The sequence below is a fragment of the Sphingomonas epibiotica genome, from assembly GCF_039615155.1.
Lineage (GTDB): Bacteria > Pseudomonadota > Alphaproteobacteria > Sphingomonadales > Sphingomonadaceae > Sphingomonas.
Genome location: NZ_JBDGHY010000001.1, coordinates 588881 through 613495 on the forward strand (window position 1 = coordinate 588881; position 24615 = coordinate 613495).

Sequence of the window (24615 nt, forward strand, 5' to 3'; positions counted from 1 at the left end):
CCGCGCGTCAGGCCGGGATGATGAGGACGTCGACGACCGGCTTCTTGCCGGTCCAGCGCGTCGCCACCCGGCGCACCGCCAGACGGATCGCCTCGGGCAGCTTGGAGCGCTCGCGTCCCTTGGCCGCCACCGTTTCCGCCGCGGCATCGACCGCTTCCTCGAGGAAGGGTTCGCGGTCTTCCTCGACCGGCACGCCCTGCACCCGGATCTGCGGCTCGCCGATCAACTGTCCGCGCCGGTCGATCGCGACCGCCACCGACATATGCCCGAACGCCGCCAGCTTGCGCCGCTCGTTGATCGTCGTGCCGTCGGCCGGCAGGATTACGTCACCGTCCAGCGCGAGCCGCCCGACGACGGCATGGCCGACCTTGGTCGGATTGCCCGGCGCCAGACGCACGATATCGCCATTGGTCTGGACCAGCGTCTGATCGATCCCCTGCGACAGGGCGAAGCGGGCATGTTCCATCAGATGCCGCATCTCGCCATGCACCGGCATCAAGATTTTTGGACGCAGCCAGCCATAGAGCTTGGCCAGTTCCGGCCGGCCCGGGTGACCGGACACATGCACATGCGCCTGCCGGTCGGTCACCATCTCGATACCCGCCGCGGCGAGCTGGTTCTGGATGCGACCGATCGCGACCTCGTTGCCGGGGATCTGCTTCGACGAGAAGATGACGCGGTCGCCGGATCGCAGGCTCAGCTGATGCTCACGATTGGCGATCCGCGCCAGCGCCGCACGCTGTTCGCCCTGCCCACCGGTCGCGATGATGAGCACCTGATCGCGCGGCAGGCGCATCGCCGTGTCGAAATCGACGGTCTGCGGAAAGTCCTTCAGATAGCCGGTCGCCTTCGCAACCTTCAGAATGCGATCGAGCGAGCGGCCTGCGACGCAAACCTTGCGGTTGGTATTGCGCGCGACCTCGCCCAGCGTGTGCAGCCGCGCCGCGTTCGACGCGAAGCTGGTAACCATCACCCGCCGCCCCTCCGCAGAGGCGATCTGTTCGAACAGCCCCTTGCGCACATCGGCTTCCGATCCCGACGCCTCGGTATTGAAGACGTTGGTCGAATCGCACACCAACGCGAGGATGCCCTGGTCACCGATCGCGGTCAGTTCCGCTGGGCTCGCGGGGGTCGCGACCATTGGCTGGTCGTCGAGCTTCCAGTCGCCCGAATGGAACACCTTCCCATGCGGCGTCGAAATGACGAGCGAGGTCGATTCGGGGATCGAATGCGCCATCGGCACGAAGCGCACGCCGAACGGACCGACATTCACGTCACCGCCCAGTTGCACGATCTTCAGCTTCACCCGGTCGGCAATGCCCTCTTCGTCCAGCTTGCCGCGGATCAGACCCGCGGTGAACGGCGTCGCATAGATCGGCACACCCAGATCGGCGGCCAGATAGGGCAGCGCCCCGATATGGTCTTCATGCCCGTGGGTGATGACGATGCCGAGCAGCTGGTCGCCGCGTTCCTCGATAAATTGCAGGTCGGGGAGCATGACGTCGATGCCCGGATAGGCCGGGTCGGCAAAGGTCACACCGCAATCGACCATCAGCCATTTGCCGGCGGTCCCGTACAGGTTGACGTTCATGCCGATTTCGCCCGACCCGCCAAGCGCGACGAACAACAGTTCTTTCTTTGGAGTCACTCAATTTCTTTCAATGCCCGCGCCCATTCGCGGGTTCGGTTTCATTCATTCGGTTGCCGTGGAAATATGGGTGCGGCGCCACAACATCGCCAGTCCCGTGATCGTCAGGTCCTGTTCGATCGAATCGAAGACCTGCGTATGTTTCTCGAATAGGATCGCCAGACCGCCGGTCGCGATCACGCGGACGGGGCGGCCGATCTCCGCCTTCATCCGTGCGACCAACCCCTCGATCATCGCAATATAGCCCCAATAGATGCCGATATGCATCTGGTCGGCGGTATTGCGGCCGATGACGGTCTTCGACGCCGGTGCCTCGATCGCGATCCGTGGCAGCTTGGCCGCCGCCGTCACCAGCGCGTCGAGCGACAGATTGATCCCCGGCGCAATGATCCCGCCCTTATACGCCCCGGTATAGTCGACGACGTCGAACGTCGCGGCGGTACCGAAGTCGACGACGATCAGGTCGCCCGGATGCGCGGCGTGCGCCGCAATCGCGTTCAGCGCGCGATCGGCCCCGACCGCATGCGGTTCCTCGACGTCCAGCGCAATGCCGAACTCTGCCTGCCCCCGTCCTGCGACCAAGGCTTCGACACCGAAATATTTGCTCGCCAATACTTCCAAATTATGCAGTGCACGCGGCACCACCGTGCCGATGATGACCGCCTCGACCACCGATCGATCCCGGCCGCCCAGGGCCAGCAACTGGCTCAGCCACACCGCATATTCGTCTGCGGTGCGGCGCGGATCGGTCGCGATCCGCCAGCGTGCGACGATCGTATCGCCATCGACCAGTGCGAAGACGATGTTGGTATTGCCGGCATCGATCGCAAGCAGCATCGAACTTCCCCGTCACGCCCGACCGGCGCGCTTCCCTTTCCCGCTAGAGCGTGCGGCGCTCCCCGACAAGCGGTCCCGACAATCGCCGCCGGTTCGCTTCATGCCGAAACGTCGCCGGCATGGACAAGAGCCGTCCGTCCGTCAGGGCCAAGCAGCCGCAACGCGCCATCGGCATCGAGCCCGTCGAAAACTCCCGATCGCTCACTGCCATCGGGCAGTCGCACGCGCAGCGGTGTCCCGCGCGGATGCGCCCGTTCCTCCCATGCGGTCCGAACGACCGAACCACCGCCCCGCCGCCAGATTGCTAACCATGCCGCGAACCGCTCGGAAAGAACGGCGAGCAGCGCTTCCGGTGTCATCGCGACGCCCAGCACCGCCAGCGACGTCGTCAACCGATCGGGAAGCGCCGGCTGCGAGGCCAGATTGACCCCGAAGCCGATGACCACCGCATCACCCGATCGTTCGAGCAAAATACCCGAGAGTTTCGCTTCCCCGATCATCAAGTCGTTCGGCCATTTGATCATCGCCAATCCCGGTGCGGACATCGCAATCGCGTCTGCCAAGGCGACCGCCGCAACCAGCGTCAGCGTATGCGCGGCCGGGTCGTGTGGCCGCAACCGAACGATCGTGCTGGCGAACAAATTGCCCGCGCCATCCGCCCAGCTTCTGCCCAAGCGCCCGCGCCCGGCCGATTGCCGTTCCGCCCGCAACCATAGACCCTCCTCGGCCCCGGTCGCGGCGGCGGCGAGCAGGTCGGCGTTGGTCGACCCCGTCTTGCCGACGACGCGAACCGTCAGAACAGTGCCCGCGCCGCGGTCAGCGACCATGCCGACAGCGCAGGGATCAGGAACAGACTCACCGGCGAGATCACTACCGCCGCGGCAAAAGTCAGCCCGCCTTCGACCAGCGCCGGTTCACGCAGAAACTCCGGTGCAGGTTCGTCGAAGTACATCGTCTTGACGACGCGCAGGTAATAATATGCCCCGATCGTCGACGCGGCGATGCCGATCACCGCCAGCGGGAACAGCCCGGCCTGTACCGCGGCATCGAACACCGCATATTTGGCCCAGAAGCCGAACAGCGGCGGAATGCCGGCCAGCGAGAACATGAAGATCGCCAGCGCCAACGCCAGTGCCGGCCGCGTCCGCGACAGGCCCGACAGACTTGCCAGCGTCTCCACGGGCTGACCGTCGCTGCCACGCATCTGCAGCACGATCAGGAACGAACCGAGCGTCATGACGATGTAGACGGCAAGGTAGAACAGCACGCCCGCCACGCCCTGCGCCGAACCGGCAGCGAGGCCGATCAGCGCGAAGCCGACATTGTTGATCGACGAATAGGCCAGCAGTCGCTTGATGTTCGCCTGCCCGATCGCACCGACCGCACCGAGCACGATCGAGGCCAGCGCCGCGAAGATCACGATCTGACGCCACTGGTCGACCGCCGGGCCCATCGCCTCGACCGCGACGCGCAGCGCCATCGCCATCGCCGCGACCTTCGGCGCCGAGGCGAAGAAGGCGGTCACCGGCGTCGGCGCACCTTCATACACGTCGGGCGTCCACATGTGGAACGGCACCGCCGCCAGCTTGAACGCGATCCCGGCGAACACGAACACCAGCCCGAACAACAGGCCCATGTTGCGTGGGCCCGCATAGGCCGTCGCGATATCGGCGAACAGCGTCGTGCCAGCAAAACCGTACATCAGGCTGATGCCATAGAGCAGGATGCCCGACGCCAGGGCGCCCAGCACGAAATACTTCAGCCCCGCCTCGGCCGACCGCGTATCGCGGCGCATGAAGCTGGCAAGGACATAGGCGGCAAGGCTCTGCAGTTCGAGACCGACATAGAGCAGCAACAGGTCGGACGCCGACACCATCATGCCCATGCCGCAGGCCGACAACAGGATCAGCACCGGATATTCGGGCTTCAGATCGTCGCCGCTGGTGCGTTCGAAGAAGCGCGGTGCGATGATGATCGCAACGGCCGACGCGAGATAAATCAGCACTTTGGCAAAGGCAGCGAAGGCATCGGCGCGATACATGCCGCCAAAGGCGGTGCCGCCCGACGAGCCGTTACCGATCAGCGCCACGCCGGCCCCGGCCAGCACGAACACCGCCGCGATGCTGACGCCGCGCGTTGCACCCTGCTTGCCCCAAGCCGATACCAGCATCAGGACGATCGCCCCGACCGCGAGCACCAGCTCAGGCAGGGTCATCGAAAGTTGTTCGGCGTAGCTCATCAGTGCGATTCCCCGTGCGCCGCTTCACCGCCGCCCGTTCCATGTTCCGCGGCGTGCGCCGCTGCCGCCGCCGGATTGCCCGCGGTCGGCCGTGAGTCCGAAGCCGGTGCTGCACGCTCGATCCGGGCGAGCAGCAGCCCGACGTCCTTGCGCATCGGCGCGAGGAAGCTTTCGGGATAGACGCCCATCCACAGCACGACCGCGGCGATCGGCGCCAGCATCGCCAGCTCGCGCATCGATACGTCGGGCATCGCCTTCACATCGTCATGGACAAGGTCGCCCAGCGCGATCCGGCGATACAGGTACAGCGAATAGGCCGCGCCAAGAATGATGCCGGTCGTGCAGATCAGCGCCGCCCAGGTCGACACGCGGTACGTGCCGGCAAGGCTCAAAAACTCGCCGACGAAGCCCGACGTGCCCGGCAAACCGATCGACGCCATCGTGAACAGCAGGAAGAAGACGGCATAGCGCGGCATGTTGATCGCCAGACCGCCATAGCGCGCGATCTCGCGGGTATGCAGCCGGTCGTAGATGATGCCGACGCACAGGAATAGCGCGCCCGACACCAGCCCATGGCTGAGCATCACGATCATCGCGCCTTCGATACCCTGCTGGTTGAAGGCGAACAGGCCGATGGTGACGATCGCCATGTGGGCGACCGACGAATAGGCGATCAGCTTCTTCATGTCCGACTGCACCAGCGCGACCAGTGAGGTGTAGACCACTGCAACCGCCGACAGCGTCAGGATCAGCCATGTCAGCTCACCCGAGGCTTCGGGGAACATCGGGATCGAGAAGCGCAGGAAGCCATATCCGCCGAGCTTCAGCAACACGCCGGCCAGAATGACCGAGCCAGCGGTCGGTGCCTGCACGTGCGCGTCGGGCAACCAGGTGTGGACCGGCCACATCGGCATCTTGACCGCGAACGAGGCGAAGAAGGCGAGCCACAGCCACGTCTGCACCTGCACCGGGAAATCATACCCCATCAGCGTCGGGATGTCCGAGGTACCCGCGGTGCGGATCATGTAGATCATCGCGATCAGCATCAGCAGTGAGCCGAGCAGCGTGTACAGGAAGAATTTGTACGACGCGTAGATGCGGTTCGCCCCGCCCCATATGCCGATGATCAGGTACATCGGGATCAGACCGGCTTCGAAGAAGACGTAGAACAGCAACAGGTCCTGCGCCGCGAAAGTACCGATCATCAGTATCTCGACGGTCAGGAACAGCGCCATATATTCCGGGACACGGTTGGTCACCGACTTCCATGATGCACCGATGCAGATCGGCATCAGGAACACGCTGAGCATGATGAGCATCAAGGCGAAGCCGTCGATACCCATTGCGTAACGGAACACGCCGAAGTCGCCGAGCGGCGGCGCCTCGACGAACTGCCACTGCGCGCCGCCAATATCGAAATTCGCCCAGAGCAGGATGCCCAGTGCCAGATTGACCAGCGTCGCCGCCAGCGCCGTCCAGCGCGCGGCATTCGCCGATACGAACAGGCACAGCATCGCCGCGACCGCCGGTACCAGCAGCATCACCGACAGGATCGGGAAGCCGTTCACGAGTTATTCCCCCGAACCAATTGCTTGAAACCGCGCATCACGACGCGATCGCCCAGGTAACCGCCGCCGTCAGGCCGATCAGCATGACGAAGGCATAGGTGTAGAGATAGCCGGTCTGCATCTTGACTGCGAGGCGGCTCGAAAAGCCGACCAGCGCCGCCGACCCGTCGGGGCCGAACCGGTTGATCGTCTGTTCGTCGCCGCGCCTCCAGAAAAAGCGGCCGAGCGCGAAGGCCGGACGGACGAAAATCAGGTGATACAGCTCATCGAAATACCACTTCTTGAGCAGGAAGCGGTGCAGCACGCGGAACGTGTCCGCGATCCCCGCCGCTGTGCCCGGCCGCAGGATATAGACGTAGAGTGCGCTTACCAGCCCGATGAGCATCACAATGGTCGCTGCCAACTTCACCAGCAACGGCACGCCATGCATTTCGTGCATCAGATGTTCGTTGAAGAACAGGCTGCCCTTCCAGAACGTCTCGCCGCCATCGGCGCCGATGAACCAGTGGTTGAAGACATAGCCTGCGGCTACCGCACCGACCGTCAGCACGATCAACGGGATGAGCATGACGATTGGGCTTTCATGCGGATGATAGCCCGCCGTTCCTTCAACGACGTCGCTTGCATGCGGGTCTTGGGTCGACGGGGCGTGTCCAGCATCTTCCGCCGCCGGATGCGCGTCATGATGGACATCGTGCGTATGATCGTCATGGCCATGATGGCCGTGCGCGTCATGCACCGCGTGCTGGATATGCTCCGATCCGGCCCAGCGCGGCGTACCGAAGAAGGTCAAGAACATCAGCCGCCACGAATAGAAGCTGGTCAGCAGCGCCGCGAAGGTCCCGACATAGAAGGCACCATAGCCGCGCGGACCCGCCGCCCACGCCGCTTCAAGGATCGCATCCTTCGAGTGATAGCCGGCAAAGCCGCCCACTTCATAGATGCCGACGCCGGTGATCGCCAGCGTCCCGGCCATCATCGCCCAGAAGGTCAGCGGAATATGGCGACGCAGGCCGCCATAGTAGCGCATGTCCTGCTCATGGTGCATCGCATGGATGACCGAGCCGGCACCCAGGAACAGTAGCGCCTTGAAGAAGGCGTGGGTGAACAGGTGGAACATCGCCGCGCCATAGGCACCGACGCCCGCCGCGAAGAACATATAGCCGAGCTGCGAACAGGTCGAATAGGCGATGACGCGCTTGATGTCGGTCTGCACCAGTCCGATCGTCGCCGCGAACAGGCAGGTCGCGGCACCGACCGCCGTCACCACCGCCAGCGCGGTCGGCGAGGTTTCGAACATCGGCGACAGGCGGCACACCATGAACACGCCCGCGGTGACCATCGTCGCCGCGTGGATCAGCGCCGACACGGGGGTCGGGCCCTCCATCGCGTCCGGCAGCCAAGTGTGGAGACCGAGCTGCGCCGACTTGCCCATGGCCCCTACGAACAGCAGCAGGCACAACACGGTCATCGTATCGGCGCGGAACCACAGGAAACCGATCGTCGAACCGGCCATCGACGGCGCGGCCTCGAGGATCGCCGGGATCGAGATCGTGCCGAACACCAAATAGGTGCCGAAGATGCCGAGCATGAAGCCCAGATCACCGACGCGGTTGACGACGAATGCCTTGATCGCGGCGGCATTGGCCGACGGCTTCTTGAACCAGAAACCGATCAACAGGTACGACGCCAGACCCACGCCTTCCCAACCGAAGAACATCTGGACCAGATTGTTCGCGGTCACGAGCATCAGCATCGCGAAGGTGAACAGCGACAGATAGCTGAAAAAGCGCGGCTGATCGGGGTCCTCGCTCATATAGCCCCAGCTATAGAGGTGGACCAATGCCGAAACGCTGGTGATGACGACCAGCATTACCGCAGTCAGTGCATCGACGCGAAGTTCCCACGCGATGTTCATTCCGCCCGACAGGATCCAGGTCGACACCGGCGCGACCCCCGCCTGCGCGGTGCCGGCAAGGAACGGAATGAAGATCGTCCACGACAAGGCTGCGGCGGTGAACAGACCTGCCGTCGTGATGATCTTTGGCACCGCGATGCCGAAGGCGCGGTTCGACAGCCCGGCGACAATCGACGCCAGCAGCGGCAGGAACACGACGATATGGATGGCGCTCATGCGAGCACCTCCGAAACCCGAAAAGCCACCGGCATCACCCCTTCATCCGGTTGACGTCGTCGACCGCGATGGAACCGCGGCCACGGAAATAGATGACCATGATCGCCAGCCCGATCGCGCTTTCGCCTGCGGCGACCGCCAGCACGAACATCGCGAAAATCTGGCCGACAAGGTCGCCCAACTGCGCCGAGAAGGCGACGAAATTAATGTTCACCGCCAGCAGGATCAGTTCGATCGACATCAGAATGACGATCAAATTCTTGCGGTTCAGGAAGATGCCGAGCACCCCCAGCGTGAACAAAATCGCCGCAACGACCAGATAATGGGTAAGACCGATCACAGCTCGACCCCCTGCCCGATGGGCTGATTGACGTTACGGATCGCATCCTTGGCGCGACGGTTGATCTGGCGGTTGATGTTCTGCGCCTTTGCGTCCGCGCGCTTGCGCTGCGTCAGTACGATCGCACCGATCATCGCGACCAGCAGCACCAGCCCGACGCCTTCGAAGACGTAGAGATAGCGCGAATAGAGTAGCCGACCGATCGCTTCGATATTCGGCACTGCGACGTCGGTCGGAGCGATCCGCTTGGCGAGATCGATACGCGCCGCGGTCCAGGCATAAGCGCCGACCACCAATTCGACTGCGAGCAGCACCGCGAGCGCAAGCCCTGCAGGAAGATAGCGGACGAAACCGGCGCGCAGTTCGGTGAAGTCGATGTCGAGCATCATCACGACGAACAGGAACAGCACCGCAACCGCGCCGACATACACGATGACGAGCAACATCGCGATGAACTCGGCACCGCACAGGACCATCAAGCCCGCTGCGTTGAAGAAGGCGAGGATCAGCCACAGCACCGAATGGACCGGGTTGCGCGACGTAATCGTCAGCGCGGCCGATGCCACCACGATCGTGGCGAACAGATAGAAGGCGAGTGTCTGGATCACGAGCGCTGCTCTTCCCCCTGCCCGCCCCGCGCAATGCTGCGGGACGAAACTTTAATCGACTGGCCGGCGAAGCGAGGTTTCTCGTCCTCGCCGGTACGGAATATGCGCGCCATTACCGATAGGGCGCGTCACTCGCAAGGTTCGCGGCAATCGCGCGTTCCCAGCGGTCACCATTCGCGAGCAGCTTGTCCTTGTGGTAGATCAGCTCTTCGCGCGTTTCAGTGGCAAATTCAAAATTCGGCCCCTCAACGATCGCATCCACCGGGCAAGCTTCCTGACACAAACCGCAATAGATGCACTTGGTCATATCAATGTCGTAGCGCGTGGTGCGGCGACTGCCATCTGCACGCGGTTCGGCCTCGATCGTGATCGCCAGCGCCGGACACACCGCCTCGCACAGCTTGCACGCGATGCACCGCTCTTCACCATTGGGATAGCGACGCAATGCGTGCTCCCCACGGAACCGGGGCGAGATCGGGTTCTTTTCATACGGGTAGTTGATCGTCGCTTTGGGCTTGAAGAAGTACCGCAACGTCAGCGCGTGCGCCTTCACGAACTCCCATAGGGTGAAGGATCGGATAGTCTGGGCGATACTCATGCTGGCAATCCTACGCGCTGGATCATCAACCAGCCCGACACGAGGAAAACGAAGGTCAGCGATAGCGGCAGGAATATCTTCCAACCCAACCGCATCAGCTGGTCATAGCGGTACCGCGGCACCGTCGCCTTGATCCAGCTGAACACGAAGAAGAAGAAGAAGGTCTTGGCCAAGAACCAGATGATGCCCGGTACGAAATAGAGCGGTGCCCAATCGACCGGCGGCAACCAGCCACCCCAGAACAGCAGCGCGTTGAGCGCACACATCAGGATGACGTTGGCATATTCACCCAACCAAAACAGCGCGAACGCCATTGACGAATATTCGGTCTGGTAGCCCGCGACCAGTTCTGATTCCGCCTCGGTCAGATCGAACGGCGCGCGCGCAGTTTCTGCCAGCGACGAAATCAGGAACACGACCGCCATCGGAAACAACAGCGGGTTGAACCCGAAGCCGTTGATGAAGCCGAAGATATGCGCCCGCTGTTCAAGCACGATCGTCGTCAGGTTGAACGACCCGGCCCACAATACCACCGCGATCAGAACGAAGCCGATAGCGACTTCATAGCTGACCATCTGCGCGGCAGCGCGAAGCGCGGAATAGAAAGGGTATTTCGAGTTGGACGCCCAGCCCGAAATGATGACTCCATAGACGCCCAACGACGATGCCGCGAGAATGTAGAGCAGGCCGACATTGATGTCCGCCACCACCACGCCGACATCGAACGGGATCACCGCCCACACGATCAATGCAACCGTAAAGGTGATGATCGGTGCGAGCAGGAACAGGCCACGATTGGCCGACGACGGAACGATCGTTTCCTGCAGGAACACCTTCAGACCGTCGGCAAACGACTGCAGCAGACCCAGCGGGCCAACGACGTTCGGACCGCGACGCAGCGCCATCGCCGCCCAGATCTTGCGATCGGCATAGATGATCATCGCCACCGCCAGCATCAGCGGCAGAGCGATGACCAGAATGCCGACCAGCGTAGCAATCGTCCACGCCCAGCTATAGGGCAGGCCGATGGTAGTTTCGAAAAACGAGGTCACTCGGCGGCCTCCGCGAAATCCTGGCCATGGACAAGTTCGGCCGAACAGCGCTGCATCGTCGGGCTGGCCCGGCAGATCGCGTTGGTCAGATAGAAGTCGGTCACCGGGTAGGTCACCGCGCCCGACGCCTTAGCGTCGAGTGCCGGCGGGTTCCAGTCAAACCGTACCAGTCCTTCGCGTCCAAGCGCTGGCACCGCCGCCGCCATCGCCGCGCGCAGGCCGGCAAAATCGTCGAACGGCAACGTCACGCCCAGCACTTCGGCCAGCGCGCGGAAGATCGTCCAATCCTCGCGGGCGTCGCCCGGCGCGAATACCGCACGGTCGCCGCGCTGTACGCGACCTTCCATATTGACATAAGTGCCTGCCTTTTCGGCGTAGCTCGCACCCGGCAAAACAATGTCCGCCGCCGCAGCACCCTTGTCGCCGTGATGGCCGATATAAACCTTCGTCGCACCGGCGAACTTGGTGAAATCGACTTCGTCGGCACCGAGGAAGAATACCAGCTTCGGGTTCGCTGCGACGATATCGGAGATACCGCCCGCCTGCGCATACCCCAGCATCAATGCACCCATGCGAGCGGCGGCCAAGTGGACGACGTTGAAGCCGTTCCAAGCCGTACCGTCCTCGAGCGTGCGGACCAGATTGCCGTCTTGCGCCAGCTTCAGCGCGGCACCATGGCCGTTCTTCAGCGCCGCCGGTCCGACGATGACCATCGGCCGCTTGGCCGCGTCCATCGCTTCCGCCGCGCGATCGGGCAAACCGCCGAGCAGGCCTAGATCGTCGCCGAGCCATTCCGCCTTGTAGGTCAGATCGACTTCCGGCCCGATCGCGAAGACGCGTGCGCCCTTTTTGATCGCCTTGCGGACGCGGGTGTTGATGAGCGGCGCTTCGTGGCGCAGGTCGGTGCCGACCAGCAGGATCGCATCGGCATCCTCGACACCCGCGATCGTCGAATTGAACGCGACCGCCCCAAGGTTGGTGACGTCATAGTCCATGCCGGTCTGACGCCCTTCGAGCAGCGACGAACCGAGCGCGTTCACCAGCGCCTTGGCAGCGAACATCGTCTCGCAATCGAGCAGGTCGCCCGCGATCGCCGCCACCGACGATCCCGCATTGACTGCCGCAATCGCCGCGAAGGCGTCATCCCACTCGGCCGCGACCAGCTTGCCGTCCTGACGGACATAGGGCTTGTCGAGGCGACGACGGACCAGACCGTCGACCGCATGGCGCGTCTTGTCGTGCGCCCATTCCTCATTCACGTCTTCATTGATGCGCGGCACGCAACGCAGCACCTGCCGGCCACGGCTGTCGAGGCGGATGTTGGTGCCAACCGCGTCCATCACGTCGATAGCGAGCGTCTTCTTCAACTCCCACGGACGCGCTTCGAACGCATAAGGCTTCGACGTCAGCGCACCCACCGGACACAAATCGACGATATTACCCGACAACTCACTCGACACGGCCTGTTCGAGATAGCTTGTGATCTGCATATTCTCGCCGCGATAGATCGCGCCGATTTCCTCGACCCCGGCGACTTCCTCGGCAAAACGGATGCAGCGCGTGCATTGTATGCAGCGCGTCATCACCGTCTTGACGATCGGCCCCATATATTTCTCGGTGACCGCGCGCTTATTCTCGTCATAGCGCGAATGGCCACGACCATAAGCGACCGACTGGTCCTGCAGGTCGCATTCGCCACCCTGATCGCAGATCGGGCAGTCTAGCGGGTGATTGATGAGCAGGAACTCCATTACGCCTTCGCGCGCGGCCTTCACCATCGCGCTGTCGGTGCGGATTTCCTGATTGTCGGCGGCGGGCAGCGCGCACGATGCTTGTGGCTTGGGCGGCCCCGGCTTCACCTCGACCAGACACATCCGGCAATTGCCGGCGATCGACAGCCGTTCGTGATAGCAGAAGCGCGGAATTTCCTTCCCCGCCGCTTCGCAAGCCTGAAGAACCGTCGCGCCCTGTGGCACTTCGACTTCGACCCCGTCTACTTTTACCTTCGGCATTATTCGGCCGCTTCCATCATGGGCGACATGCCGCCGCCGCGCTTCTCGTTGATCCGCCGTTCGATTTCCGGACGGAAATTTTTGATGAGGCCCTGGATCGGCCATGCCGCCGCGTCGCCGAGTGCGCAGATCGTATGGCCCTCGACCTGCTTGGTCACCTGCTGCAGCATATCGATCTCGGAAATGTCGGCGTCGCCAGTGCGCAGCCGTTCCATAACCCGCCACATCCATCCCGTGCCTTCGCGACACGGCGTACACTGGCCACAGCTCTCATGCTTGTAGAAGTAGCTCAGTCGGCTGATCGCGCGGACGACATCGGTCGACTTGTCCATGACGATCACCGCCGCGGTGCCCAGGCCCGATCCGACCGCCTTCAACCCGTCGAAATCCATCGGCGCGTCGATAATGTGCTCGGCCTTCACTAGCGGCACCGACGATCCGCCGGGAATGACGCACAGCAGATTGTCCCACCCACCCCGGACGCCGCCGCAATGCTTTTCGATCAGCTCGCGGAACGGGATGCTCATCGCTTCCTCGACCACGCAAGGCCGGTTCACATGGCCGCTGATCTGGAACAGCTTCGTGCCCCGATTATTTTCCGCTCCGAAGCTGGCGAACCATTCGGGGCTGCGGCGGAGGATGGTCGGGACGACCGCGATCGATTCGACGTTATTGACCGTCGTCGGGCAGCCATAGAGACCGGCGCCCGCCGGGAAAGGAGGCTTCAGCCGGGGCTGGCCCTTCTTCCCCTCGAGGCTTTCAAGCATCGCGGTCTCTTCGCCGCAGATATAGGCGCCGGCGCCGCGATGGGCGAACACGTCGAAGTCATAGCCCGACCCGCACGCATTCTTGCCGAGCAGTCCCTTGGCATAGGCTTCGGCGATCGCTGCGAACAGCGTTTCGGCTTCGCGAATATATTCGCCGCGAATGTAGATATAGGCCGCGCGCGCCCGCATCGCGAAGCCTGCGACCAGCGCGCCTTCGATCAGCTTGTGCGGATCGTGGCGGATGATCTCGCGATCCTTGCACGAACCAGGTTCGGATTCGTCGGCGTTGATGACGAGAAAGTTCGGCCGGTCGGGCTTGGGCGCCTTCGGCATGAACGACCATTTGGTGCCGGTCGGGAAGCCTGCCCCGCCGCGCCCTCGCAGTCCCGATGCCTTTATCCGGTCGATGATCGTGTCCGGTCCAAGCTGCAACAGCGCCTTGGTATTGTCCCAATCCCCGCGCATCACGGCGGCGTCGAGGTTCCACGGCTGGAACCCGTACACATTGGTGAAGATGCGATCCTTGTCGGCCAGCATCCTTATCGTCCCTTCCCGATCGCCTTCTCGGCGACAAAATAAACGGCAACCATTGCCGCGACTCCGATGGCCACGCCGAGTAGCTTCAGCGCGCCGACAAACAATTCGAGCGCGATCCACAACACGACGACGCCGACCAGCACCGCGATCAACAGGCTGCCAAGCGCCCTCACAATGCCGTGCCCCATTCGGGCCGGTAATCATGGTTCTCGGTCATCATCGCAACCAGATTGGTCGGCTCACCGACCGGCTCGACCGTGTGCCGACCCGGCTCCTGCGTGCCGGCCTTCGGCGTTTCGCCCCGGCCCAGCGCCTCGAGGATCACAGTCATGCGATCATAGTCGAGATCTTCGTAATTGTCGTCGTTGATCTGGACCATCGGTGCCGAGGCGCAATTGCCCATGCACTCGACCTCGGTCAGCGTGAACAGGCCGTCGGGCGTGGTCTTGCCCTTCACCAGCCCGCGGTTCTTGCACGCCGCGAACACATCATCCGAACCGCGCAACATACACGGCGTCGTGCCGCACACCTGCACATGATAGCGGCCGACCGGCGCGAGGTTAAACATCGTGTAGAAGGTCGCGACCTCGTACACCCGCATATAGGGAAGTCCGAGTTCGCGGGCGATGAACTCGATCACTGGCACCGGTAACCAGCCCTGGGTGTGCGTTTCGGCCCCGACCTGGCGCTGGGCGAGATCGAGGAACGGGATAGTGCACGACTGCTGCCGCCCTTCGGGATAGCGCGCGACGATCTCGCGCGCCTTCTCAGCATTGGCGGGGTTCCAGGTGAAGTTGCCCCAGCGCGCGCGGACCTCCGCTTCGTCGGGGATGTTGGGGGCGTCGGCCATCAGCGAATAAACTCCACGCGGCTGACCTTGTCGCCGCTGAACGAATAGATGGTCATTACGTCGAACGGTTCGGCGTTGGTCGAGCGTTGGACTCTTTCGTGCAGCACGACACGCTCGCCCAACTCGAACGACTGCAGGACTTCGGCATGATTCTGCGGGAATTCGGCGAAGACCGCCGCCATCCCGCTTTCCACGCCGGCACGTCCGTCCCGCACCACTTCGCCGCGATACTGCGCCTCGCAGCCGTCATCGGCGAAGAAAGCGGCATAGCCCGCCGCGTCGCGCGCATTGTAACGTTCGATCATCGCCGTCACGGTGTCGAGACGGCTCACCGGTCGCACTCCCCGAACACGATATCCATCGCCCCGAGAATGGCGGTGATGTCGGCGAGCATGTGCCCCTTCGACATGAAGTCCATCGCCTGGAGATGGCTGAACGCGGTTGGACGGATCTTGACGCGGTACGGCTTGTTGCTGCCGTCCGACACCATGTAGATGCCGAATTCGCCCTTGGGGCTTTCGGTCGCGACATAGACCTCGCCGGCGGGCACATGATAGCCTTCGGTATACAGCTTGAAGTGATGGATCAGCGCTTCCATCGACTGCTTCATTTCGCCGCGCTTCGGCGGCACGACCTTGCGATCGTCGCTCGAGATCGGACCCTCGGGCATCTGCGCCAGGCACTGCTTCATGATGCGGGCCGACTGCCAGACTTCCTCGACGCGGACCATGAACCGGTCATAGCAGTCGCCGCGCGTGCCGACCGGCACGTCGAACTCGACCCGGTCATAGGCGTCGTAAGGCTGCGCCTTGCGGATATCCCATGGAATGCCGGCGCCGCGGATCATCGGACCCGAAAAGCCCCAACGTACCGCATCTTCGCGGCTGACGATCGCGATGTCGACGTTGCGCTGCTTGAAGATGCGGTTTTCGGCGACGAGGCTGATCGCATCGCCGAACAGGCGCGGCAGCCGCGTGTCGAGCCATTCGGCGATATCGGTCAGCAGCTTCAGTGGAACGTCCTGCCGGATGCCGCCCACGCGCAGGAAATTTGCGTGCATCCGTGCGCCCGATGCCCGCTCGTAGAAGTTCATCGTGTCTTCGCGCAGCTCGAACATCCACAGGTTCGGCGTCATCGCGCCCACGTCCATGACATGCGAACCCAGGTTCAGCATGTGGTTCATGATGCGGGTCAGTTCAGCGAAGAACACACGCAGATACTGGGCGCGCAGCGGCACCTCGATATCGAGCAGCTTCTCGACCGCAAGGACGTAGCTGTGCTCCATGCACATCGGCGAGCAGTAATCGAGCCGATCCATGTACGGCAGCGCCTGCGCATACGTCTTGTACTCGATCAACTTTTCGGTGCCGCGATGCAGCAGGCCGACGTGCGGATCGATGCGCTCGATAATCTCGCCGTCCAGTTCGGTGACGAGACGCAACACCCCGTGCGCGGCCGGGTGTTGCGGGCCGAAATTGATCGTATAGTTCTGGATCTCGACATCGCCAGGCGTCGGGTTCGCGGCGTCGATCTGAGGATCGTAATCGGCCATCACTTGTTCTCCGCCGACGAAGCCTTCGCATCGGGCGAGGGCACGTCAGGATCAACAGGCTTCTCATGCGACAGGTTGCCGGGGTGCGGCTTGCCCGCGCCCGTCTGTCCCGTGTGTTCGGTCGTCTTCACCTCGGGCGCGTTCGGTTCGGCCTTCTTTTCCGAATCATGCGCACGGGTGACCTGATCGGCGGTCACCGGCGACTGTGCACCCGGTGCCTGCCCCGCGGCGGGCTTCGGCTGAGCAGCCTTCTCGTCACCCGGCAGGACGTACTCGGCGCCTTCCCAGGGACTCATGAAGTCGAAGGTGCGGAAATCCTGCGCCAGTTTCACCGGCTCATAGACGACGCGCTTGGCTTCTTCCGAATAACGCATCTCGACATAGCCGGTCAGCGGGAAGTCCTTGCGCAGCGGATGGCCGCGGAAGCCGTAGTCGGTCAGGATGCGACGCAGGTCGGCATTGCCGGTGAACAGCACGCCGTACATGTCGTACACCTCGCGCTCGAGCCAACCGGCATTGTACCAGATGCCGGTCACCGATGGCACCGGCCGTTCCTCATCGGTCGTCACGCGCACCCGGATGCGGTGGTTCCGCGTCATCGAAAGCAGGTGATAGACGACGTCGAACCGCTCGGGCCGTTCGGGATAGTCGACACCGGCGATCTCTGCCAGCATCTCGTACTTCAGGCCCGGTGTGTCGCGCAGCGTCTCCATCGCGATGACCAGACGGTCGCGATCGACGGTCAGCGAAACCTCGCCGACCATGTCCTGCGCATCGAGCAGCATGTCGCCCAGCGCAGCGGTCGCCGCGTCGATGATGCCGTCGTTCGTGGCGTAACGGGGTGCAGGCGCCCTCACCGTTCGATGCTCCCCGAACGGCGAATCTTCCGCTGCAACTGCATCACGCCATAGAGCAACGCCTCGGCCGTCGGCGGACAGCCAGGGACATAGATGTCGACCGGGACCACACGATCGCAACCGCGCACGACGCTGTAGCTATAATGATAGTAGCCGCCGCCGTTGGCGCAGCTGCCCATCGAAATGACGTATTTCGGTTCCGACATCTGGTCGTACACGCGACGCAGCGCCGGGGCCATCTTGTTGCACAACGTGCCGGCGACGATCATCACGTCCGACTGGCGCGGGGAAGCACGCGGCGCAGCGCCGAACCGCTCCATGTCATAGCGCGGCATGTTGACGTGGATCATTTCAACCGCGCAGCAGGCAAGACCGAAGGTCATCCACCACAGCGAACCAGTCCGCGCCCATTGGAACAGGTCCTCGGTCGACGTGACCAGAAAACCTTTATCGGTCAGTTCGCCGTTCAGGTCGTTGAAGAAGCCCTGATCGGGTGCCTGTACCGGCACGCCGGCGGCGTTACCCGCGCCGAATCCGTGCGGCGGCGTCGTGAGTTCTACTCCCATTCGAGAGCTCCCATCTTCCAAGCATATACGAGACCCAGCGCCAGTTCGCCGATGAACACCATCATCGACACCCACGCGGTCCAGCCGAGGTCAAAAACCGAGACTGCCCAAGGATATAGGAACGCTGCTTCAAGATCGAAGATGATGAACAGAATCGCGACCAAATAGAAGCGCACGTCATACTGACTGCGCGAATCCTCGAACGCAGGGAAACCGCATTCATATTCGGTCAGCTTTTCCGGCGTCGGCTTGTACGAACCGGTGAAACGCGATGCCACCATCGGCAGCACGACGAACGCCGTCGACAGCACCAGGGCGATGCCCAGGAACATCAGGATCGGCAGATATTGCGACAGGTCGACCAAGGCAGGGTCTCTCGCGGTTGCGGTATGAATGGAGCCGGCTTTAGGCCGATGCCGCGGGGGCATCAAGGGCGGAACAGGATGAGAATCACTCTCAATTCCGCCCGCGCCCGGCGCGTGCGACGGCGGACCCCCGCACGATCGTCGCGCAGAGGCTATGCCATGTTCCTTTTCGCCGAGCCGATCAGCCCGGCGCGATACTTGTCGGATCAGCGCAGCGCGCCGGCGACCAGCTTGTGCAGACGGGTCTGCATCTGTTCATTGCTGGCCAGCACCTCACCCTTTTCATAGGCACGGTCGGCGCCACGATAGTCGGTGACGAAGCCGCCGGCTTCCTTCACGAGCAGCATGCCCGCCGCGATATCCCACTTCTTCAGGCCCGATTCCCAGAAGCCGTCGAACCGCCCTGCCGCGACATAGGCGAGATCGAGGGCGGCCGAACCGAAGCGGCGGATGCCGGCAACCTCGGGCGCGACCGCGCCGAAGATGCGGGTCCACTCGCTGAAGTTGCCATGACCGAGGAACGGAATGCCGGTCGCGATCAGCGCTTCCGACAGATCGCGCCGCGACGACACGCGCAGCCGCTGGCCCTGCAACCACGCCCCCCGGCCCTTTTCGGCCCAGAAGCCTTCGTCGGTGATCGGATTATAGACCATCGCGGTCGTGATTTCCGGCTTGCCACCGACGCCGTTCGGTTCCTCGACCGCGACCGAGATCGAGAAATGCGGGATGCCGTGGAGGAAGTTGGTCGTGCCGTCGAGCGGATCGACGATCCAGCGCGGCTTGGTCGGGTCGCCGGCGATTTCGCCACCCTCTTCGAGCAACATGCCCCAGTCGGGACGCGCCTTGCGCAATTCCTCGACCAGCGTTTCCTCAGCGCGCTTGTCGGCCATCGACACGAAGTCCGCCGGCCCCTTGCGGCTGACTTGGAGATGCTGGACCTCGCCGAAGTCGCGGCGCAGGCGCGGGCCGGTCTTGCGGACGGCGCGTTCGAGGACGGTGATGAGGCCGGACTGGGCGGACATGGTTCTGGTTCCTGCTTAAATCTATCTGGCAGCGGACGCGGGCAAAGCCCGCGTCGTCGGTCGCGCTATGCGCGCCGGCCGGGCTTGCGGCCCTGCGAAATAGCTTGCGCTATTCCGTCTGGCCGCTGCGCCTCAATCCGCCCGTCGGACGTAGGTCTGCTCATACACGTCGACGACGATCCGGGTCCCCGAAGCGATATGCGGCGGGACCATCACGCGGACGCCGTTGTCGAGCACGGCGGGCTTGTAGGAAGACGATGCCGTCTGGCCCTTCACCACCGCATCGGCTTCGACGATCGTCGCCTCGATCGTGTCGGGCAGCTGGACGCTGATCGCTTCGTCCTCATAAAGTTCCATGACGACGTCCATGCCGTCCTGCAGGAAGGCAGCGGCATCGCCCAGCAGGTCGCGCGGCAACGAAACCTGATCGTAGGTTTCCTTGTCCATGAACACCAGCATGTCGCCTTCGGGATACAGGAACTGGAAGTCCTTGGTATCCAGCCGGATGCGTTCGACCGTCTCGGCCGAGCGGAAGCGGACATTGTTCTTGCGGCCGTCGCGCAGGTTCTTCATCTCGACCTGCATATAGGCGCCGCCCTTGCCCGGCTGCGTATGCTGGATCTTGACCGCGCGCCAGATGCCGCCTTCATATTCGATGATGTTGCCGGGGCGAATGTCGACGCCGCTGATCTTCATGACGAACCATACCTGTTGGAAAGAGCGAAGCTGCGCCCTTACCGCTCCGCCCGGCCGCGGGCAAGCAGCGGATAAGGATCGATCGCGCGCCCCTGATGCCATGCCTCGTCGGGTAGCAGCCGTTCGATCCCGAAATGGAGATGGGTGTTGCCGGCGCCTGCATTGCCGGTGTCGCCGACCCGGCCGATCGAATCGCCCGCCCGAACCCAAGCCCCTTCGCGCAGGCCCGGAGCATAGCTGGCGAGGTGGGCGTAATAGTAGGACAGCCGGCGGTCGGGCGCTCGGACATAGGCCGTGATCCCGCCGCCGCCGTTGCTGTAGAACAGTTTTTCGACCACTCCGTCCGCCGCCGCGACGACCGGCGTGCCGCCCGGTGCCATGATGTCGGTACCGGTATGGCCGCGCGATCCACCGCCGCGGCTGTCGCCCCAGCTGTCGCGGATATCCGACCAGCGCGCGCCTTGTACCGGCATAACCAGTTCGCCCGTCGCGACCTTCCCGACCGGGCGCGCCTGCTGCGCGGACCGGCGCGGTGCTGCCGATCCACCGAAGTCGACCAGCAAGGCCGCCAGCACGCCGATCACTGCGAACAGGCCGAGAAAGGTCCAGCCGATCCGGTTCATCGCCCTGCCCTTATGGCTGGAAGATCGCCGGCGTACCCGGCTTCACCATCAGCGACAGACGGGCGGCGTCCCAGTTGGTCAGGCGGATGCAGCCATTGCTCTCGGTCTTGCCGATATTCTCCGGCTCGGGCGTGCCGTGGATGCCGTAATGCTCCTTCGACAGGTCGATCCAGACGACGCCGACCGGATTGTTCGGACCCGGCGGCACGATCTCCTTGCTGTCCGACTTGTCGGCATGGCGCAGGATCGCGGGATTATACTGCCAGTCGGGATTGGGGGCGACGCCCTGGATCGTCCATTTGCCGATCGGCAGCGGATCGTGCGACGACCCCATCGTCGCCGGGAACTGGGCGAGGATGCGGTCGCCGGCATAGGCGCGCAGCCAGCCCTCCGACTTGTCGACCACGACCCGGTCGGCCTGCTGCTGATTCGCGTCGACGTTCAGATTGGCCAGCGTCTGGCGATATTCGGGCGACCAGGTGTCGGCATAGCTGCGCGACGCGGGCAGGACGTTGGGGAAGACGACGCGGGTGCCGGGGCTCAGCATCGTCTCACGGCTGTTGAGCGCGACCAGCGTGGCGGGGGTCGTGTGGAACATCTCCGCCAGCTTTTCGAGCGGCGAGCGATAGCCGATCACCGTCAGTTTCGCCTGATCGGCATAGTCCTTCGGGATCGGATTGGTATAGGGGCCAGCGAGCGCGCGGTCGGACAGGGCCAGCGTCACGGTAGCCGGGCGCATATTGGGGTTGAGCGCGCGGACCGTCGCCGGGTCGAGCTTGCCGGTGACGGGCAGGTCGCGCGCCGACTGGAACCCGCGCAACGCCTTGGCGAAGGCGGGGCTGTCCCGCCCGTCAATCACCCCGACGGTGAAGCCGTGGCGATCGAGCAGCACCTGCGCGTGCAGGACGTTCCGGTCGATCGTCGGCAGCGCCTGTGGTGCGGGCGCGGGCGCCTGTGCCATCGCCGCGCCGCCCAACAGGATCGCCGCCCATGCCAGTCGCTTCATGACCCCTCCTCGAATTCGTTGAGGCTGGATAACGAACGGTCGGCAAAGACGTTTCCGATTATCCGAGCACCTCGGCAAAGGCGCGGACAGCGGCGGCTTCGTCGCCGTTCCACACCGCGCCCGATACCGCGAGGAAGTCGGCACCGGCTGCGATCAGCGGCGCGGCATTGGCGGGCGTGATGCCGCCGATCGCGACGCAGGGCAGTTCGAACACGGCAGACCACCAGGACAGGATCACTGGTTCGGGAACGTAGCGCACTTCCTTGGTGGTGGTGGGATAGAAGGCACCGAAGGCGACATAGTCGGCCCCGGCCTCCCCCGCTTCCATGGCAAGGTGACGGCTGTCGTGCGCGGTAACGCCGATCTGGGCGTTCGGACCGAGCACGTCGCGCGCCTCGCGCGGGTCGCCGTCATCCTGTCCCAGATGAACGCCATCGGCGCCCAGACGCTTGGCGAGGCTGATGCTGTCATTGACGAGGAAGGCTACGTCGCGGTCGGCGCAGATGCGCTGAAGCGGTTCGGCCAGACGTGCGGCGGCGTGCTGGTCGACGTCCTTCACCCGGAACTGGAAAGCGGCGACGGGGCCGGCATCGAGCGCGCGGGCGAGGCGATCGGGAAAGGTGCCGGTCACGTCGAGCGGCGAGATCAGATAGAGCTGGCACGGCGGGCGGCGCACGTCGCGGACGAACTGCTTCGCGAAATCGGGGGACAGCGGGCCGAGCGGATCTTCGTCGAGGGTCATGGCCCCTCCCTGCCCCAGTGCAGCGGTCGGTGGAAGGGTGTGCGGACCCCAAAGTTCACTAAGTTCACACTTGCCGCGTTTTCGCACGCACAGTTGCGAGTGACTGGCAGCTCGTCGACCCGAGGAGGACGAACTCCTCTGCCGCCGGCTTCACCCACCAATGACAAAGAGCACCGGACGCGCAAACGCCCGATGCCCTTTTGCCATGCCCGGGAGCAGGTAGGAAAGCGTTACGCCGCGACCAGCGCCTTCTGCGTCGAGGCGGCGTGGATTTCGTCGATCGCGTCGCCCAGCGCCTTGTCGAATTCGGCGTCGGTCATCTGCTGGCGCAGGTCGGACAGCAGCGCGCGGCTGAAGCTGGCGATGATGCCGGGGTTCTTGGCCAGTTCGGCGCAGGCTTCGGTGCGGCCGAACCCGCCCGACAGCGCGACGACGCGCAGGACGCGCGGGTGATCGACCAGCGGCTGGAACAGGCCGGGCTTGGCCGGCAGCGACAGTTTCAGCATCACCTTGTCATCGCCCGGCAGCGCATCGAGCGCCTTCAGCGTCTCGTCGAGCAGGATCTGGTCGGCTTCGGCCCGCTCCGCGCTCTTGATGTTCACTTCGGGTTCGATGATCGGCATCAGCCCGGCGGCGAGGACCTGCTGCGCAACCTCGAACTGCTGCTTCACGACCGCCGCAATGCCCGTTGCATTCGCAAGGTTGATGACCGAACGCTCCTTGGTGCCGAAGATGCCAAGCTTGGCAGCTCGGGCGAGCAGTTCGTCGAGGCCGGGGTTCGGCTTCATCAGTTGCACGCCGTTCGCCTCGTCCTCGAGACCCTTGTCGATCTTGAGGAATGGCACGACGCCCTTGTCGGCCAGCGCCTGCGGCACCGGCTTGCCACCCGCCTGCCCGTCCATCGTGCGTTCGAACAGGATCGCGCCGATCACCTTGTCCCCGGTGAATGCGTCGGAGGTGATGATCCGAGCGCGCATGTCATGGATCAGGCCAAACATTTCCTCGTCGGTCGACCACGCGCCGTCCTCGACCCCATAGCCCTTCAGCGCCTTCGGCGTCGACCCGCCGCTCTGGTCGAGCGCGGCGATGAAACCCTGTCCGTCGGCAATCTTCGCAGTCATGTCAGCGTTGTTCATGTCGATCCCCTTGGGTCCTGTAAGAAATGTCAGAGAGCGAGCCAGCGCCGCAGCGCCTGATCCACCTGCTCCATCGATGTTGCAGTCGCTTGACCGAGCACGCGGACGATGCGGCTGCGGCGGAGCGTCTTGATCTTGTCGACCTGCGCCTCGCTTTCGACCGAGATGCCGGTCGTGTCGGAGGGGGCGAAGGGTACGCGGAACAGGGTCTCGCCACCGGTCAGGCTGGTCATCGGGATCAGCGTGACCGAGGCGTGCGCCTCGTTGAACAGATCGGATTGCACGACCAGAAAGGGCCGGCGCTTGTTGGCCAGTGCCTCGGGTCCCTCGACCAGCACGATCATGCCGCGCCTTATCTCCACCGGCCATCCTCCGCCTCGACGCGATCGAAAAAGGCCCAGTCGGCGCCGTCGTCGCGGGCGGCGGCGCGTTCGGACTGGCGGCGGGCTTCAGCGCGAAAGGCTTCGTCGTGGAGTTCGACATAGCGGCGCACGGCATCGCGGGCGATGTCGCTCTTCGAGCGTCCCTGCGAGCGGGCGACATTGGCCAGTCGCTCCTCCAGCTCGGAATCGAGTCGTACGCCTAGCACCAGGTGCCACCTCCCGTTTAACGTGTTGAACGGGTAGCTTGGGTTGGGGTTAGGATCAAGCGGGTTGTTTTGCGGTTGGGTGTTTCAGAAGAAGAAGTCGGTTTCACGCGAAGGCGCAAAGAGAAGAATTGGTTCGCGCAGAGGCGCAGAGGCGCGGAGAAGTTGCGTTTGTAGCGCCGTCGCGCGTCAGCGAGACCTTCATGCATTCGAAAGCGAGCGGATCGAGCGCCGCTGGCGCGGCAAGGACGACATTCTCTGCGCCTCCGCGCCT

Annotated in this window: 27 protein-coding genes; all 27 read right to left on the bottom strand. The window is 63.7% G+C overall.

The window, feature by feature from the left end:
• Positions 1-7: 7 nt before the first annotated feature.
• The 27 genes from AAIO73_RS02780 to AAIO73_RS02910 all read right to left on the bottom strand — a co-directional run bounded on the left by AAIO73_RS02780 (position 8) and on the right by AAIO73_RS02910 (position 24344).
• On the bottom strand, positions 8-1648 hold the full coding sequence (locus AAIO73_RS02780; protein WP_345876086.1) for a ribonuclease J: 1641 nt from the start codon (positions 1646-1648) through the stop codon (positions 8-10).
• Between the two features lie 45 nt (positions 1649-1693).
• Entirely contained in the window at positions 1694-2485 is a 792-nt protein-coding gene (locus AAIO73_RS02785) for a type III pantothenate kinase (RefSeq protein WP_345876088.1), read from the bottom strand.
• A 98-nt stretch (positions 2486-2583) separates the two neighbouring features.
• Positions 2584-3312, bottom strand: a complete 729-nt coding sequence (locus tag AAIO73_RS02790) for a biotin--[acetyl-CoA-carboxylase] ligase (RefSeq protein ID WP_345876090.1) — start codon at positions 3310-3312, stop codon at positions 2584-2586.
• Complete coding sequence (gene nuoN, locus AAIO73_RS02795) at positions 3279-4724, bottom strand: NADH-quinone oxidoreductase subunit NuoN (protein ID WP_345876092.1); 1446 nt, start codon at positions 4722-4724, stop codon at positions 3279-3281. The genes AAIO73_RS02790 and nuoN overlap by 34 nt, the downstream gene beginning before the upstream one ends.
• Positions 4724-6292: an NADH-quinone oxidoreductase subunit M gene (locus tag AAIO73_RS02800; RefSeq protein ID WP_345876093.1), complete on the bottom strand. Its 1569-nt coding sequence runs from the start codon at positions 6290-6292 to the stop codon at positions 4724-4726. Before AAIO73_RS02800 ends, nuoN begins: the two co-directional genes overlap by 1 nt.
• A 37-nt stretch (positions 6293-6329) precedes the next feature.
• Positions 6330-8426 carry an NADH-quinone oxidoreductase subunit L gene (gene nuoL, locus AAIO73_RS02805; protein ID WP_345876095.1) on the bottom strand — a complete coding sequence of 699 codons (2097 nt, stop codon included), beginning with the start codon at positions 8424-8426 and terminating at the stop codon, positions 6330-6332.
• A 34-nt stretch (positions 8427-8460) separates the two neighbouring features.
• Positions 8461-8766, bottom strand: a complete 306-nt coding sequence (gene nuoK / locus AAIO73_RS02810; RefSeq protein WP_055755914.1) for an NADH-quinone oxidoreductase subunit NuoK — start codon at positions 8764-8766, stop codon at positions 8461-8463.
• Positions 8763-9374: an NADH-quinone oxidoreductase subunit J gene (locus AAIO73_RS02815; RefSeq protein ID WP_242115673.1), complete on the bottom strand. Its 612-nt coding sequence runs from the start codon at positions 9372-9374 to the stop codon at positions 8763-8765. Before AAIO73_RS02815 ends, nuoK begins: the two co-directional genes overlap by 4 nt.
• A gap of 112 nt (positions 9375-9486) precedes the next feature.
• On the bottom strand, positions 9487-9972 hold the full coding sequence (nuoI, locus tag AAIO73_RS02820) for an NADH-quinone oxidoreductase subunit NuoI (protein ID WP_056452175.1): 486 nt from the start codon (positions 9970-9972) through the stop codon (positions 9487-9489).
• Positions 9969-11024: an NADH-quinone oxidoreductase subunit NuoH gene (gene nuoH, locus AAIO73_RS02825; RefSeq protein WP_345876106.1), complete on the bottom strand. Its 1056-nt coding sequence runs from the start codon at positions 11022-11024 to the stop codon at positions 9969-9971. The genes nuoI and nuoH overlap by 4 nt, the downstream gene beginning before the upstream one ends.
• Positions 11021-13036, bottom strand: a complete 2016-nt coding sequence (gene nuoG, locus AAIO73_RS02830; protein WP_345876107.1) for an NADH-quinone oxidoreductase subunit NuoG — start codon at positions 13034-13036, stop codon at positions 11021-11023. Before nuoG ends, nuoH begins: the two co-directional genes overlap by 4 nt.
• Positions 13036-14340: an NADH-quinone oxidoreductase subunit NuoF gene (gene nuoF / locus AAIO73_RS02835; protein ID WP_345876108.1), complete on the bottom strand. Its 1305-nt coding sequence runs from the start codon at positions 14338-14340 to the stop codon at positions 13036-13038. The genes nuoG and nuoF overlap by 1 nt, the downstream gene beginning before the upstream one ends.
• Before the next feature lie 2 nt (positions 14341-14342).
• On the bottom strand, positions 14343-14513 hold the full coding sequence (locus AAIO73_RS02840) for a hypothetical protein (protein ID WP_345876109.1): 171 nt from the start codon (positions 14511-14513) through the stop codon (positions 14343-14345).
• Positions 14510-15190 carry a complex I 24 kDa subunit family protein gene (locus tag AAIO73_RS02845; protein ID WP_345876110.1) on the bottom strand — a complete coding sequence of 227 codons (681 nt, stop codon included), beginning with the start codon at positions 15188-15190 and terminating at the stop codon, positions 14510-14512. The genes AAIO73_RS02840 and AAIO73_RS02845 overlap by 4 nt, the downstream gene beginning before the upstream one ends.
• The gene (locus tag AAIO73_RS02850; protein ID WP_345876334.1) at positions 15190-15495 is read right to left on the bottom strand and encodes a nuclear transport factor 2 family protein; all 306 of its coding nucleotides are present in this window, start codon (positions 15493-15495) and stop codon (positions 15190-15192) included. Before AAIO73_RS02850 ends, AAIO73_RS02845 begins: the two co-directional genes overlap by 1 nt.
• A gap of 23 nt (positions 15496-15518) precedes the next feature.
• Positions 15519-16742: an NADH-quinone oxidoreductase subunit D gene (locus AAIO73_RS02855; protein ID WP_345876111.1), complete on the bottom strand. Its 1224-nt coding sequence runs from the start codon at positions 16740-16742 to the stop codon at positions 15519-15521.
• Positions 16742-17599 carry an NADH-quinone oxidoreductase subunit C gene (locus tag AAIO73_RS02860; RefSeq protein ID WP_345876112.1) on the bottom strand — a complete coding sequence of 286 codons (858 nt, stop codon included), beginning with the start codon at positions 17597-17599 and terminating at the stop codon, positions 16742-16744. The genes AAIO73_RS02855 and AAIO73_RS02860 overlap by 1 nt, the downstream gene beginning before the upstream one ends.
• Positions 17596-18165 (bottom strand): NuoB/complex I 20 kDa subunit family protein, encoded by a 570-nt coding sequence (locus AAIO73_RS02865; protein WP_055755898.1) that lies wholly within the window; start codon positions 18163-18165, stop codon positions 17596-17598. Before AAIO73_RS02865 ends, AAIO73_RS02860 begins: the two co-directional genes overlap by 4 nt.
• Positions 18156-18530 (bottom strand): NADH-quinone oxidoreductase subunit A, encoded by a 375-nt coding sequence (locus tag AAIO73_RS02870; protein WP_056400661.1) that lies wholly within the window; start codon positions 18528-18530, stop codon positions 18156-18158. The genes AAIO73_RS02865 and AAIO73_RS02870 overlap by 10 nt, the downstream gene beginning before the upstream one ends.
• 206 nt (positions 18531-18736) lie before the next feature.
• Positions 18737-19552 (bottom strand): inositol monophosphatase family protein, encoded by an 816-nt coding sequence (locus AAIO73_RS02875; RefSeq protein ID WP_345876114.1) that lies wholly within the window; start codon positions 19550-19552, stop codon positions 18737-18739.
• Between the two features lie 132 nt (positions 19553-19684).
• Positions 19685-20248 carry an elongation factor P gene (gene efp, locus AAIO73_RS02880; RefSeq protein WP_066687286.1) on the bottom strand — a complete coding sequence of 188 codons (564 nt, stop codon included), beginning with the start codon at positions 20246-20248 and terminating at the stop codon, positions 19685-19687.
• 38 nt (positions 20249-20286) lie between these two features.
• Entirely contained in the window at positions 20287-20871 is a 585-nt protein-coding gene (locus AAIO73_RS02885; protein WP_345876115.1) for a M23 family metallopeptidase, read from the bottom strand.
• Positions 20872-20881: 10 nt separating this feature from the next.
• Positions 20882-21877 carry a L,D-transpeptidase family protein gene (locus AAIO73_RS02890; protein ID WP_345876116.1) on the bottom strand — a complete coding sequence of 332 codons (996 nt, stop codon included), beginning with the start codon at positions 21875-21877 and terminating at the stop codon, positions 20882-20884.
• 58 nt (positions 21878-21935) lie between these two features.
• On the bottom strand, positions 21936-22619 hold the full coding sequence (gene thiE, locus AAIO73_RS02895) for a thiamine phosphate synthase (RefSeq protein WP_345876117.1): 684 nt from the start codon (positions 22617-22619) through the stop codon (positions 21936-21938).
• A gap of 230 nt (positions 22620-22849) precedes the next feature.
• Positions 22850-23755, bottom strand: a complete 906-nt coding sequence (locus tag AAIO73_RS02900; protein ID WP_345876118.1) for a fructose bisphosphate aldolase — start codon at positions 23753-23755, stop codon at positions 22850-22852.
• Between the two features lie 29 nt (positions 23756-23784).
• Positions 23785-24117 carry a type II toxin-antitoxin system PemK/MazF family toxin gene (locus tag AAIO73_RS02905; protein WP_345876119.1) on the bottom strand — a complete coding sequence of 111 codons (333 nt, stop codon included), beginning with the start codon at positions 24115-24117 and terminating at the stop codon, positions 23785-23787.
• Positions 24108-24344: a ribbon-helix-helix protein, CopG family gene (locus AAIO73_RS02910; RefSeq protein ID WP_345876120.1), complete on the bottom strand. Its 237-nt coding sequence runs from the start codon at positions 24342-24344 to the stop codon at positions 24108-24110. Before AAIO73_RS02910 ends, AAIO73_RS02905 begins: the two co-directional genes overlap by 10 nt.
• Positions 24345-24615: the final 271 nt, after the last annotated feature.